General features: G+C 59.1%; 12 protein-coding genes and 1 pseudogene. 9 read left to right on the forward strand and 4 right to left on the reverse strand.

Annotated elements, in window-relative coordinates:
- Nucleotides 1-959: 959 nt before the first annotated feature.
- From NL528_RS04415 to NL528_RS04435, 5 genes are all read left to right on the forward strand, one after another.
- Entirely contained in the window at nucleotides 960-3,671 is a 2,712-nt protein-coding gene (locus NL528_RS04415) for a PAS domain-containing protein (protein ID WP_309181497.1), read from the forward strand.
- Nucleotides 3,668-4,327 carry a response regulator transcription factor gene (locus tag NL528_RS04420; RefSeq protein ID WP_309181498.1) on the forward strand — a complete coding sequence of 220 codons (660 nt, stop codon included), beginning with the start codon at nucleotides 3,668-3,670 and terminating at the stop codon, nucleotides 4,325-4,327. The genes NL528_RS04415 and NL528_RS04420 overlap by 4 nt, the downstream gene beginning before the upstream one ends.
- Nucleotides 4,328-4,553: 226 nt before the next feature.
- Complete coding sequence (locus tag NL528_RS04425) at nucleotides 4,554-5,789, forward strand: molybdopterin-dependent oxidoreductase (RefSeq protein ID WP_375144038.1); 1,236 nt, start codon at nucleotides 4,554-4,556, stop codon at nucleotides 5,787-5,789.
- Nucleotides 5,790-5,802: 13 nt separating this feature from the next.
- Nucleotides 5,803-6,135 (forward strand): cytochrome c, encoded by a 333-nt coding sequence (locus NL528_RS04430; protein ID WP_309181500.1) that lies wholly within the window; start codon nucleotides 5,803-5,805, stop codon nucleotides 6,133-6,135.
- Between the two features lie 164 nt (nucleotides 6,136-6,299).
- Nucleotides 6,300-6,689, forward strand: coding sequence for a response regulator (locus tag NL528_RS04435; protein WP_309181501.1), 390 nt, complete (start codon nucleotides 6,300-6,302; stop codon nucleotides 6,687-6,689).
- Between the two features lie 103 nt (nucleotides 6,690-6,792).
- Here NL528_RS04435 and NL528_RS04440 read toward each other — a convergent pair whose 3' ends face one another.
- Nucleotides 6,793-7,650: a transcriptional initiation protein Tat gene (locus NL528_RS04440; RefSeq protein ID WP_309181502.1), complete on the reverse strand. Its 858-nt coding sequence runs from the start codon at nucleotides 7,648-7,650 to the stop codon at nucleotides 6,793-6,795.
- Nucleotides 7,651-7,671: 21 nt separating this feature from the next.
- Here NL528_RS04440 and NL528_RS04445 point away from each other — a divergent pair, with 21 nt between their 5' ends.
- Nucleotides 7,672-8,034, forward strand: a complete 363-nt coding sequence (locus tag NL528_RS04445; protein ID WP_309181504.1) for a hypothetical protein — start codon at nucleotides 7,672-7,674, stop codon at nucleotides 8,032-8,034.
- Nucleotides 8,035-8,202: 168 nt separating this feature from the next.
- Here NL528_RS04445 and NL528_RS04450 read toward each other — a convergent pair whose 3' ends face one another.
- Nucleotides 8,203-9,348 (reverse strand): AraC family transcriptional regulator, encoded by a 1,146-nt coding sequence (locus NL528_RS04450; RefSeq protein WP_309181505.1) that lies wholly within the window; start codon nucleotides 9,346-9,348, stop codon nucleotides 8,203-8,205.
- Nucleotides 9,349-9,558: 210 nt separating this feature from the next.
- Here NL528_RS04450 and NL528_RS04455 point away from each other — a divergent pair, with 210 nt between their 5' ends.
- The 3 genes and pseudogenes from NL528_RS04455 to NL528_RS04465 all read left to right on the forward strand — a co-directional run.
- Nucleotides 9,559-10,431, forward strand: a complete 873-nt coding sequence (locus NL528_RS04455) for an NAD(P)-dependent oxidoreductase (protein WP_309181506.1) — start codon at nucleotides 9,559-9,561, stop codon at nucleotides 10,429-10,431.
- A gap of 61 nt (nucleotides 10,432-10,492) precedes the next feature.
- Nucleotides 10,493-11,518 (forward strand): aldo/keto reductase, encoded by a 1,026-nt coding sequence (locus NL528_RS04460; protein WP_309181507.1) that lies wholly within the window; start codon nucleotides 10,493-10,495, stop codon nucleotides 11,516-11,518.
- 329 nt (nucleotides 11,519-11,847) lie between these two features.
- Nucleotides 11,848-12,024, forward strand: a pseudogene (locus NL528_RS04465) (cytochrome d ubiquinol oxidase subunit II); the annotation flags it as partial.
- 16 nt (nucleotides 12,025-12,040) lie between these two features.
- On the opposite strand, the gene NL528_RS04470 reads toward NL528_RS04465, so the two are convergent.
- Together NL528_RS04470 and NL528_RS04475 are read right to left on the reverse strand one after the other, a co-directional pair.
- Nucleotides 12,041-12,457 (reverse strand): thioesterase family protein, encoded by a 417-nt coding sequence (locus NL528_RS04470; RefSeq protein ID WP_309181508.1) that lies wholly within the window; start codon nucleotides 12,455-12,457, stop codon nucleotides 12,041-12,043.
- 90 nt (nucleotides 12,458-12,547) lie between these two features.
- Entirely contained in the window at nucleotides 12,548-13,795 is a 1,248-nt protein-coding gene (locus NL528_RS04475) for an oxalate decarboxylase family bicupin (protein ID WP_309181509.1), read from the reverse strand.
- Between the last annotated feature and the right edge of the window lie 90 nt (nucleotides 13,796-13,885).

The raw sequence follows: 13,885 nt of genomic DNA on the forward strand, positions 1-13,885 counted from the left end.
GTCAGCGGCGAACACCACGTAAATCGAAGAAGAGCGCCGTTCGTCACACGCGGCGAATGACAGATGGCCAGGTCTTCCAAGACTCAACCGCGCGGTGTTTCTGCTCTGCAGCACTCGGCGATCCGCCTGTAGGCCATCGCCCAATTGGATAGTTGGGGAATTCCGACAGGTTAGCATCGGGCCAATCAACCGCCGGACGCCTGCTCGTGTGCCAGTTAGCGTAATTCCGGTTGGGCAGCGACTGGCGATCTGACGCAACACTCGATTAGCCGGTCGAAGTCAGAACGCACTCTTGTATCGCGCGAGTGCGCTTGGGCTACCATAGACCCACATGGGCTCGTCGCATTGGCTTGGGCCGTGGTCGGTCATGCAGGCAGCGCTCCAGGGAGGAGCTGCGACCTCGCGGCCCGGGCTTCCGTATGCTTGCGGCAAAGAGCGATGTTCGTTCGTTCGCGCTTGAGCCGTAGCTGACACCGCCAGCGACAGCAGCGATGCTGCCAGTAAGTATCTCATCTTCATCGTTCGGCTCCTTGATTGTGGGTCTGAAGCGACCGTTGGATCGAGGTCGCTCGCGTCGATTGTGCGTAGGCAATCGATCAGAGTGCGCTCCAGGGGCCGGAATTGCCTGCGCGAGATTGCGGCGTTTGGTTCGATTTTGCGCAGATTTGTCCAGAGTTTCGAGCACCTTCGGCCCGGGAACCACCAATGCCGCGCCGCGGCGGAGGCAATCGAATTGCCAAATTTCCTCAAAATCCTCTAATCTTGCCCGGAGGCGCGGGACGCTCTGGAAATGATGAGCAGCCGGATCACAAATGTCTCGAATTGAGCCCACCAAACCCGTCGGCTTGGGCATGGTCGGCCGTTGGATCGTGGAAGCTCACGAGGGTTGGGCAGGGCGTCGTTATACGCCTCGGCGGCGGTCAGCGGTCTCACTACGCGAAGCGGGACGGGCAAGGAAAATGACCAAACCCAATCTCTCTCACTGGCCGACCTCCCCCACGGTCTCTCACTACGCAATGGCGGTCTTGTCAGTCGCCGTGGCGATAATTGCTGCGGAGATCATGACACGTTTACTGAATACTGAACCCATCGCATTGTCGATGCTCTGCGCTGTTATTTTCGCTGCATGGTTTGGTGGCTTCAGCCCGGCATTGTTGGCGATCGCACTCGCCCTTTTGGCATTCCACTATTACCTGTTGCCTCCAATCAATTCATTTACCTGGAAGCACAATTTGCTCGCGGGAGGTGTTTCGGAAGTTCCACGTCTGATTTTGTTTTCCATTACGTCTCTCTTTGTTGCATTCATGCTTTCGGCGCAGAGAGAAGCGACAAAAGCCCTTCGGCGTTCCAGCGGTGACCTGCAAGCAGCGGTGGAGGACCAAAAGCGGATTGAGGCTGCACTGCTTCAGAGCGAAATGCATCTGACCGAAGCGCAGAGATTGAGCCGTACCGGCAGCTTTGGATGGAATGTCTCAAGCGGAGAAATCTTCTGGTCAGACGAAACCTTCCGAATCTTCCAGTTCGACCACGCGACGAAACCGACCGTGGAATTGATCGTCCAGCGCACCCATCCGGAAGATCGCGCCGCCGTGCAACAGACCATTGATCAAGCTTCCATCGATGGTAAGGATTTCGACCACGAATATCGATTGTTGATGCCGGATGGCTCGGTCAAACACGTCCACGCCGTGGCCCGCGCGGTACGGGATGCGTCGGGTGGCGTCGAGTTTCGAGGGGCGGTGACGGATGTTACGTTTGCAAAGGAAACCGAACGGAAACTGCGACGCAGCGAGGCCTATTTGGCCGAATCCGAGCGTTTGAGTCGCACAGGCAGTTGGGCGTGGGATGTGCGGCGGCGAGAGTTCGTGTTTCGGTCTCCCGAAGCGCACCGCCTGTTGGGACTCGATCCGGAACGGGACGCTGCACCAGCGCAACCCCTATGGGATTGCGTTCACCGCGAAGACAGGGACCGGGTTGTCGAAATGGTGCGGCAGGCTCGCCGAGAGAAAACGGACTTCGAAGGCGACTATCGCATCGTTCTTCCGGACGGTTCGACAAGATACGTGCATGCCGTAGGACATCCAGTTCTCAGTGATGACGGTGAAGTGACCGAGTTGGTTGGTACACACGTCGATGTCACCGAGCAGCACCTCGCAAACGTGGCGCTGCAAGAAGCCGTTGACGAAATCAAGAAATCCGAAGACCGCCTTCGACTGGTCATCGACACCATCCCGACGCTGGTCTGGCGCGCTGGACCCGAGGGGATCCTCGATTTCCTCAATCAGCCGGCCCTGGTCTATACCGGCATCTCATTGGACCAGGCCGCGACTGCCTGGCCTCGCGCGTTTCATCCCGACGACAAGAAGGGCATGTTGGTGAAGTGGAGTGCCATACGGGAGTCCGGTATACGTGGCGAGCTTGAAGCCCGGCTCAGGCGTTTCGATGGCGAATATCGCTGGTTTTTGTTCCAGGCCGTGCCGCTGCGCGATCAGTCGGGCAACATTGTTAAATGGTACGGCTCGTCAACCGACATCGAGGACCGCAAGCGAGCCGAGGAACAATTGCGGCGAAGCGAGGCCAAATTGACCGAAGCACAGCGGGTGAGCCAGACCGGCAGCTTCGGCTGGAATGTCTCAAGCGGAGAACGCTTCGGATCCAAGGAATTTTTCAGGATCCTTGGATACGAAAATCCGCGTTCAGTCACCTCCGACATGGCTCTTCAACGCGTCCATCCGGAAGATCGTGCTTTCGTGGAGCAAACGATTGACCGCGCGTCCCGCGACGGAAAGGACGCCCAATACGAACATCGATTGCTGATGCCTGACGGCTCAGTCAAGCATGTCAGTGTTGTCGCTCATGCTGTCAGGGATCAAGCGGGTCAACTGGAATTTATTGGGGCGATGGTGGATGTCACTTCGACCAGACGGGCCGAAGAGAAGCTGCACAACACGCAGGCGGAACTCGCGCATGTGGCGCGCGTCACGGCGCTGGGCGAACTGACCGCCTCCATCGCCCATGAGGTGAATCAGCCGCTTGCCGCCGTCGTCGCCAACGCGGACGCATGCCTGCGCTGGCTCGATCGCGAAACTCCCGATTTGGCCGCCGCTCGCCGTTCGGCGGAATGGGTCATAGACGATGCCAGCCGGGCGAGCGAGGTGGTCCGGCGTGTCCGCGCGCTCGCGAACAAGACCGACATTGAGAAGGTGCCGCTCGACCTCAATAACGTCGTCAGGGAGGTCATCGCGCTGGTACAGCGTGAGCTGGGCAGCCATCGGGTATCCCTGCGAATGGAATTGGAACCGACCCTGCCCAGGATCCTTGGTGATCGAGTCCAGCTACAGCAGGTGATTATCAACCTGGTGATGAACGGTATTGAGGCAATGCAGCCGGTCACGGATCGGCCGCGCGAATTGGTGGTCCGATCAGGCCAGGACGAGACAGACCAAGTGCTCTTGAGCGTAACAGATTGCGGCGTCGGGATCTCGGCCGAGAACGCAAACCGGCTCTTCAACGCCTTCTTCACCACCAAGGCCAGCGGCCTGGGAATGGGGCTTTCGATCTGCCGTTCGATCGTGGAAGCTCACGGGGGACGTCTGTCAGTTTCCGGCAATGAAGGGCCCGGTGCGACGTTTCAATTCGTCCTGCCCTTGCATCAAGAGGATGCGCTATGACCGAGCGGGCCAAATCATCGCATGAACCCGGTGACGCCAAGGAACCGATCGTTATCGTCATCGACGACGACGCATCGATGCGCAGGGCGCTGACCAATCTTTTTCAATCCGTGGGATTGGCGGTCGAGGTGTTCGGTTCGGCGTCCGAAATGTTGCAAGCCAAGCTTCCAGATGTCGCCAGCTGCCTTGTACTTGACATCAGGTTGCCCGGATTGAGCGGGCTGGACTTTCAAACCGAACTGGCCAAGGCGAACATTCAGATTCCGATCATCTTCATGACCGGCCATGGAGACGTTCCGATGACCGTCAGGGCCATGAAGGGTGGAGCGGTCGATTTTCTAACCAAACCGCTTCGCGACCAGGACATGCTGGACGCTGTGATGACGGCTATTGAACGGGATCGCAAGAGGCGCGAAGCAGACAGGATTGTAGCGAACTTGCAGGCACATTTTGAAGCCTTGACCCCTCGCGAGCGGGAAATTCTGGCATTGGTATCGACGGGCCTCTTGAACAAACAGATAGCCGCCGAACTCGGACTGGCCGAGATTACCGTGAAGATCCATCGGGGACACGTTATGAGGAAGATGGGTGCGAAATCGCTGGCCGATTTGCTGAAAAAGGCCGAAGCGCTGGGAATTAGCCGCTCCAAGCGCTAGTGCATTTTTGGGGCGCCGGCGAAGGCGGCCTCCGGACGCGGACAGCCGGGCTAAACTAAAGTATGAGGAGCCCAAACCAACATGACGTTCAGGCCAACTCTTGTAGGTCGAGCCGTTCGCACCAAATAGGCGTATCAACCAAGACCTGATGAACGAGCCGATCCGCCGACGCTTCTCGGCCGCACGATTGGTCTTCGGTTGGCAACAAACACCCGGGAGGATTTCAATGGCGGAGAAGGGCGCTTTCCAACGCTTGATTTCGCGAAGGCGACTGCTTGCCGAAGCAAGCGCGGCAGCCGCGGTTCTCTCACGGCCAGCATGGGCGCAAAAGATGATTAGTCTTCCGCTGCCCGGCGGTCCCGGAGAGCGGGAGGTCACGACCGCCTTTCCGCAGAAGGGACCGATGATCCTGCAGCGGACTCGTCCCCCGCTGCTGGAAACTCCCTTTGAGGTTTTCGACAAGGGTGTCTTTACCCCCAACGATCAATTCTATGTGCGTTGGCACTGGGCGCTCATCCCGACTGAGATCGACCCCGGCGCGTTCAGGCTGACCGTACGCGGCCATGTGAACCAAACATTGTCGCTATCGCTGAATGATATCCTCCACGGGTTGCCGGGCGTTGAATTGGCCGCGGTGAACCAATGCTCCGGCAACTCGCGCGGCTTCTTCCAGCCTCGCGTGTCCGGCGGAGAATGGTCGAATGGCGCCATGGGCAATGCGCTCTGGACGGGGGTGCGTCTAAGGGACGTGCTGGACAAGGCTGGCGTGAGGCCGGGCGCCGTGCAGGTGCGCTTCAAAGGGCTCGACGAGCCCGTGGTGGAGGATGCGCCGCATTTCATGAAATCGCTCGAGATCGACCACGCGCGCGATGGCGAGGTGATGATCGCCTACGCAATGAATGGCGAGCAACTGCCGCTGTTGAACGGATTTCCGCTGCGACTGGTCGTGCCCGGCTGGTATGCGACCTATTGGGTCAAGATGCTGAACGATATCGAGGTGCTGGATCAACCCGACGTCAATTATTGGACAAAGGTTGCCTACACCATTCCCGACACGCCGCACGCCAGCATCAAGCCGGGCGAAACAGGCGTGCGGATGATACCGATCAATCGGATGGTCCCCAGATCCTTCGTCACAAACATTGCGTCAGGCAGTAAGGTTAGCGCCACTACATCAACGACGGTGCGCGGCATCGCATTAGGCGGCGATTGTGGCGTGGCGGCGGTGGATTTCTCAATCGACCGGGGCCAAAGCTGGCATCAGGCGCAACTCGAGAAAGACGAAGGCAAATACGGATTTCGGCAGTGGCAGACCCAATTAACGCTGCCAGCTCCCGGTAAATACGACTTGTTGGTCCGATGCACCAACAGCAACGGCGTGGCCCAACCCGACGCGCCAAACTGGAATCCGGCCGGTTTCATGCGCAACGTCACCGAATCGATCGAAGTCGTTGCGGTTTGATGGAGTATGTTCGATGTTACGCTATTTGCTGCCGATCGCCGTTGTTGTGAGTTTCGGGTCAATTCCTCCCGTCGCGCACGGCGCTCCGCCATTCGAACTGAAGCCCGTCAAGGTCGATCTACCAGACAACAATAGCATGTTTCCAGCCGGCCAGGGTTCGGACGCGATCAACAACAACTGCCTTGCCTGTCACTCGGCTGACATGGTGTTGAACCAGCCCGCGATGTCGAAGCAGTCCTGGGCAGCGGAGGTGAGCAAGATGATCAACAACTATAAGGCTCCGGTAGCCCCGGAAGATGTCGGACCGATCGTCGAGTATTTGGCCGCCCTCAAGGGCGCGAAATAGACGCTGGTCCTTGGTCAATCAAGAGACCGAATGCTTGTGGCTTGCGTAGTGGTTTTTGGGGGTCACAAACCTCGGTATGATTTCACAATCCTGCCTGGCGGGCCACTTTTGTGTTGAGGCAGCGCCAAAGCAAGCACCTTGCCACCGTGTCAGGAAGGCCCATCTTGTCAACTCTTTCGGTGATTTCAGTCATTGACGATGATGCATCTGTCCGGACCGCGACCAATAATCTTCTCAGCTCGCATGGATACCTGGTCCATACATTCGCGTCGGCCGAGGAGTTTTTGCAGTCGGCCCGTCTAAGCGACTCGTCATGTGTCATCGCGGATGTGCAGATGCCCGCCATGAGCGGCTTGGATCTTCTGAGCCATATGCGCGCCCAGGGGTACGTCGCGCCGTTTATCTTTATCACGGCTTTTCCCGAAGACAGCGTCCGCGCCCGCGCCCTGAAGGCCGGAGCCATTTGCTTCCTGGCCAAGCCCTTCGCCGGACCCGCCTTGATCAACTGCGTCGAAGCTGCCGTTAATCGACATCCCGGCAGAACCAGCAAGTAGGACGGTCTCGGCGACCACGAACGTGATGCCGTCCCAAGGCGTCGCTGACATGGGTGGGCTCGACGGCCAACACTCGGCCTCGATGCGCAACAGGCAGCCCGTATTACGTTGCGTAGTGAAAACCGACCTGTTGCAACTCGGGCAGCGTGCCAGTGGCCCCTGGAATTAGAACGGCGCCGTCCGCCAGATGGTTGGTCAGTTCCGCGGCAAGCGCGGCATGAGAGAGCTTATCAGGGTTGATGCCGAATTTGATGAGGGCCGCTGCGTGTTCCCAGATTGCATTGTGGCAGGACATGAAAACAACGCCGCGCCGCATCAGTGCAGGTATCGAATTATCCTCACTGGAGAAGGGGCCCGCCGGGTCCTCATAGTTGGCGGAATCGGCGGCCGCCAACTTCCGATCGATGATCGGTGTATTGGTCTTGAATTCGTCGCCGGCCAGGCTCGTGAGCCGGTACTTGTCCCAAATGGCCTGATCGTAGAGCGCAAGCTGCGCCGTACCGTGGGTCACCGAAACGGCGAGAAAATCCGGATGTTTGAACGACCAGATCTGCGAATTGAGCGCGTTGCGCATCAGGTTCAGCCAGGGCCCTCCGATGTCGGTGTTGTCCCAGGCCTGCCTTGGCGCAGGCCGATAGGAGAGCACCTCCGTCAATGCTTCGTAATCCCATTGCTCCTGATGGTCTAGGATCATCGGCACGGTTTTGAAATCGCGACGGCGCGGCGCTTGCGCCAGGCGTTTCTTCAATGCGTCAAGGTGGGTGGCACCGGAAGGTATCAACGCGGATTCGACGGTCGCTGTTCCGGACTGAGCCCGGGCCGATGCAAGGCCGATCGCGCTTGTGGCCAGACTCAAAGCCAATGTTCTCAATACACCCCTTCTTCCGGCGACGACATTCACGGCCGCTATCTCCTGCTTGTAGCTATCAGGCAGATAGGCAGCGGGGTTGTTCGACACCATTAAATCTTTTGAGCGAGATCAGTGCGCGAACGTCCGCACCAAAGTGCTTTCTCAAACAGAAGTTACTGGCGCAACTGCAACTGGATTCCGATGTACCTCACATCATCCTACAAGGAGGCCAAGATGAAACTAGCATTGATTGGCGCCGCCGCCGTTGCTGCGGCAGCTTTCGCAACTCCTGCTCTCGCGCAGGCAGTTATCGAAGACCCCGGCTATTGCGCGCAGTTCGACCCTGACGCAAACTGCCAGAATCTGGGAGCGGGCAATCCGTACGACGATGGCGGCAACTACCGCAACTGGCAGAACGGGTACGCCATTATGTCGCATCAAGCGGCCGAGCCCGATGCATACCGCTATCATGGCGGACCCAAATCAAACGATTGACAACACAGCCTCGCCCCCTTCGAGAGAGCGTCCGAACGTGAACGCAGAGGTGGGGATTTCGCCCACCTCTGACGGCATGGCCGCAGCCCCAACTCTGCCTGACAACAGGTTAGTTTGTCCGCCTGGCCATCGCATGCGTTATAGGTGGTGCTGGTTCCCCTTCTGAGTTTAGTCGTCTCGATGACGCCGATATTCGGTCGGCGTAAGTCCTGTGAACCTGCGAAATGCCCTGGTGAATGAACTCGTCTCGCGGAAGCCGATCTGGATGCCGATCTGCGTCACCGAGAGCGATCGCCTCTGCAACAGGCTCCTGGCGCGATCCATCCTCCGGGCCATATGGTAGCGATGCGGAGGCATGCTGAAGGATTGCGTGAAGGCGCGCGCGAAGTGATAGAGACTCAGATCGGCGAGTGCTGCCAGAGCGGCCAACGAAATCTCCTCCGCGAGATGCTCCTCGATGAATTCCACCACGCGTTTTTGCTGCCACACCGGCAAGCCGCCACGTAGTGGCTTGGCCGCAGCGGATGTCGCTCGTTCCAATCGCATGATTTCGTGCATCAGTACGAGGCTCAGGGCCTCCGCATATTCGCGGCTCCATGGGTCGGAATTCCCGACCTCGGCCTTGAGTTTAAGCGCCGTGTCCCAGACCGCTTGATCGAAGAAGAACAGGCGTGGGCTGATCGCAGGGCAGGTGATGCCGGATCCTGGATCAAACAACTGATCCTGCAAATCGATATAGAAATAGGTGACGCGCGTCAGCACCCGCGGCGTCTGCCACCCGTAGAACCGATGCCCGGCCGGCACCAGGCTGAGCTTCCAATTGAACTCGCGCAGGGTCGATTTTGGCAAGCCCTCGATGAGCGTCTCGCCGTCATCTCGTTCCGCGCGTTCGTAAGCGATCAGCAAATGTCTTCGCGCCCGAAAGCCGTATTCGAAAGTCTCGCGCCGGGTAATTCTCACGTTGTCCGCCTGTATTGCGCCCCAAGTCGTTAGTCGGCGGCGGGCGATATCAGGCGGCGAAATGTCGACGATCGGTGGGGGTGAGGCACGAAAATCGGAGCGACTAATGCCGACGTCACTCATTCGTTCTCCCGACATTCGCATCCTTGCGCCTTCATGAGAATTGAAGTCAGGGCCTAGACTATGCGGATGGATTGTTGGGACCATTAAATTTGGGTTCAGATAGCTAAATTCGATTTTATTCGCGGCAACAGGCGCGAGCCTCCGGACGGAACATGCACCTTGACGAGTGCCTGGTTGGGCCATCTTCAGGAATCCAAGCAAGAAGACGTAAGGCGCGGCAAGCTGAGACAAGCGCCGGCCCCGTTAGTCACCAGTTGTTGGCGTGTGTTCGTCGCACGATGCGGCTGGACCCGGTTAGGAACCTCTATGTCCAAGCATGAACCTTGCTCTCCTTTCGCTCCTCCCTCCCGCGAGCACTCCGGCGTCTCGAGATCGACCGCTACCGGCTGGTCGGCGCTGGGAGAAATCGGCTTTGTCGGCCTTGGTCACATGGGAAGGCCGATGGCCGCAAACCTCGCGGCCGCCGGACGACGGGTGATTGCATATGTCCGCCGCTCGGATCAACTCGGTGAGCTCGAGGCGCTCGGTCTCAGCCCGACGACGGATATCGGCGACTTGCTCGACTGTGACGTCGTCATCAGCATGTTGCCGGACGACGATGCCGTAAGCGAAGTCGTATTCGGTCGCCGCGACGACGATCTGGATGGTCTGGCCGCGGGTTTAATGCCCGGCGCGATCCACCTGTCGATGAGCACAATTAGCACGGCGGCCGCGTCGGTCCTGGCGAGCGAGCATACGCGGCACGGGCAGGGTTACGTCGCTGCGCCGGTGTTCGGGAATCCGGATGCCGCCAAGGCGCGCCAGCTGTTCATCGTTGCCGCTGGCGCCCCGGCCGATATCGAGCGTTGCCGGCCGGTCCTCGACAGCCTCGGACAACGGACTTTTACAGTCGGTTCCGACCCAGGAGACGCAAACCTCTTCAAGCTGCTCGGCAATATGATGAGCGCAACGGCACTGGAGATGCTCGGAGAAGTCGTCGCCGTCGTCCGCAAGCGCGGGCTGGATCCGCAGCCGTTCATCGACATTATGACGAGCGCGATGTTCGGTGGACGCGCGCACAGGATTTATGGCGACAAGATTGCCAAGCAGGTCTACACGCCCGGATTCGTCTTGCCCCTCGTGCTGAAGGATGTGCGCTTGGCGCTCGCGGAGGCAGAGAAGGCCGGCGCTCCGATGCCATCGGTGGGAGTCGTTCGTGACCGGCTGATCTCGGGTATCGCGCGTGGTTACGGCGACCTTGACTGGACCGCCCTCGGGCTTATCGCCGCCGAGGAGGCGGGGCTCTACGCCGTGCCCTCGGTCACTGCCGGTTGAGGTTGGACTTGTCTGCCACCCACAGTCCCAAGGCGCACGCACTCAAGGAAAGAACAGGATCATGGCTCGTCAAGCAGAAGCTCTCAAAATGAACATGGAACGCACCGACATTCAGGGCACGTCGCTCAAGGTGTCGCCTGTCGCTATTGGGACTTGGGCCATCGGCGGGTGGATGTGGGGTGGAACCGACGAAGCTGAATCGATCGCTACCATCCAGGCCGCTTTCGAGCATGGGATCAACGTTGTCGACACGGCCCCGGTCTATGGATTCGGCCGCTCGGAAGAGATCGTTGGCAGGGCGATCGCCGAAAGCGGGCTACGCTCGAGCGTGATTATCGCCACCAAGGTCGGACTTCAATGGGAGGGTGGGAGGGTATCTCGCAACGCCAGTCGTGCCCGCATCATGCGGGAGGTCGAAGATTCGTTGCGCCGGCTTCAGACCGATTACATTGACATCTATCAGGTTCATTGGCCCGACCCGCTGATTACGATCGAAGAAACCGCCGATGCAATGCACATGCTGTTCGCGCAAGGGAAGATCCGCGCCATCGGCGTGAGCAATTTTTCGGTCGGCCAGATGGAACGGTTTCGCCGCATTGCGCCGCTGCATGTACTGCAGCCGCCGTACAATTTGTTCGAACGCGGAATCGAGGCCGACCTTCTGCCCTACTGCCAGAAACATGGAATTGCGATGCTGGGATATGGGGCGTTGTGCCGCGGCCTTTTGTCCGGAAGGATGCAGGCGAACACGATTTTCGAGGGCGACGATCTGAGGCGTTCCGACCCGAAGTTCCTAAAACCTCGGTACGCACAATACTTGGCCGCCGTGGGCAAGCTCGACCGCCTCGCACAACGGTTCGGCAAGCGCGTTATCCACCTGGCGGTCCGCTGGATGCTGGACCAAGGCATCACGACAGCATTGTGGGGGGCGCGTCGTCCCGATCAGTTGCAGCCGGTCGACGAGGTGACTGGCTGGTCGCTCGATCCTTCTGCCAAGGCCGAGATCGATCGGATCCTGCGCGAGACCATCGCCGATCCGGTCGGCCCTGAATTCATGGCGCCGCCCGCACGAAACGTCGCAGCGTGACGCAAAGCGACGCCAAGCAATTGCTGCTCGATGATTCTCTTGATCCGCTCGTTGAAATGCGGGGTCGCGCCACCGGTCTGGTTTGAGCTTGAAACCTAACGGCGAATTTAATGGTCCGCGGTTGTCCCGTTGTTACCTTCACATAATGGCCCTCGTCTCCACGATCGACTTCAAGAGCCAGGGTCATCCGAACCGGCTGATGTCGCAGGCCGATGAAGAACAAATTCAGGAACCAAGCTACGTCATCGCTGGAGAATAGCCATGTTCATGCTCTGGCTCTCGCTTTTTGCCGCCAGCATTTTGCTCTACGTCATCGCAGGAAGATAGCCATGGTCATGTTCTGGGTCTCGCTTTTGGCCATCAGCATTCTGCTTTACGTGCTGCTTGACGGTGTCGATCTCGGCGTCGGCTTGCTGTTCGGATTGGCGACCGGCGAATCCAGGCGTGGCGCGATGCTGAGCGCCGTCGCGCCGATCTGGGACGGCAACGAGACCTGGCTGGTGGTCGCCCGCGGTTATAGGCTCAAGCCGCGCTTGTGCTGAGTTGCTTCACGCCGAAGCGCTTCTCGAACTCCACCATGTTAACGATGCCGCGGCGATGGGTGCCGTCACCGATCTTGCGGTCGCCATCCCAGGCTTCGACCTCGAACACGACGCTCTTGCGGTCGATCTCGAGGACGCGAGCAGTGGTACGGACCGTGCGGCCGACCGGCGTTGCGGCGAGATGGCGGACTTTCACGTCCATGCCGACGCTTACAAAGCCGTCTGGAAGATGGCGAGCAATCGCGGAGCCTGACGCCATTTCCATATGCAGGATCATGATAGGCGTGGCGTAGACCCGCGGCATATCAGCCACGAAATGAGCGACCGTCATCACCGATGTGACGGTCACGGTCATCTCGGCGGCCATACCGACCCTGACGTTACTGAGCGCAAGCATATGTTCCTCGTCCGCGATTCGTGTGGACTGACGGCCTTTCCGGCATCAGAAGTGACTGTGGTGCCGGAGATCTTGTTTTGCCGTTGCGATCTATGATTTAGGCATCACGCCCGGGGCGTTCTCCGGCCATTTTGCGATGGTCGCTTCGTCGACATTCAGATGCTGGGCAACCAGCGCCGGCGGCGTATGCGTCAGCCAGTTCGACAGGGAAACCTCTTCATAACGCGAGGCCCTGAAGACCGCGACAAAGACCATGTCCGTGTCGCCGACATTCTCGACGTAATGCCCCAGGTTCTTCTTGACGTAGCCGATGTCTCCGGGATTGAAATCCATCGTCATCGCGTTCGGTCCGGTATTGAACACGGTCATGCGTGCTTTGCCCTTGATATAATACTGCCATTCGTCGGCGTTCGGATGCCAGTGCATCTCGCGGACGCCACCCGGACGAACCGTCACCAGCGCGGCGGCAATCCTCGTCGAGACCATGAAGTTGTTGCTGTCGGCAATCCGCACGTCGCCGGCCTCGGATTGCTTCGTCGGAGCTGACGATCCAAGCCTGAAGATGAAGGGATGGGGCGGAACGCCCCCGGTCTTGCTGACGGCGGCGCGGTCCGATGTCAGATCGCCGGGCAGCGTTCCCTGGAAGATCCAGAGGTTTTGCAGCGGAATGTTGGCGAACGTCTTGGCCGGAACGCCAAAATTCTTGGCAAGCACCTCGGGAGGGGTATGGGCGAACCAGTCGGTCACCAATAGCGTATTGAACTCGCTGGCGTCGCCGTCGTCAAAGCAGATCACAAATTCGCAGCCGTCCGGGCCGAGCCCCTGCAACGAATGCGGCTGGCCTGCGGGGAAATACCACAGATCGCCCTCATTGACGTCCGCGATGTATGGCCGGCCCTCGGCGTCGAGAACCGTCACGCGGCAACTGCCGTACGTCATGATCGCCCACTCCGCCGCCTGATGCCAGTGCAACTCCCTGATACCGCCGGCCGTCAACCGCATGTTGACTCCCGTGATCGTGTCGGAAATCGCAAAATCCTTCTGCGTCACCTGGCGCGCCCAGCCGCCGTTCTGGACCCGCTTTGGCGCATTGTTGAATGAGGCCCAGTCCATCGGCATGCCGCCGACGTCGGTTGCCGGCGGAAATTGCGCCGAGGGAAACTGGTTGCCGATGGCCTCGCTTTGTGGGCCAGGATCCCTGAGAGTTCCCGGAGCTTTGGCGTTGACAGCGCCTTGCGGCGGCTGGTCCGGGTTACCAAAGGAGGCAGCGCGTGCTGCGCTCGCGGTCATCACAGCACCCGCAGCGGATACCGCCAACACATCCCGTCTCGAAAACATAGTTGTCGCTCCTCTAAAAATTAAACTGCGCGTACATCAAAGATAGTTTCACGATTATCGTGAGCCATTAAATTAGCGTTCAGAATGTCT

The sequence above is a fragment of the Bradyrhizobium sp. Ash2021 genome (genome assembly GCF_031202265.1).
Classification (GTDB): Bacteria; Pseudomonadota; Alphaproteobacteria; order Rhizobiales; family Xanthobacteraceae; genus Bradyrhizobium.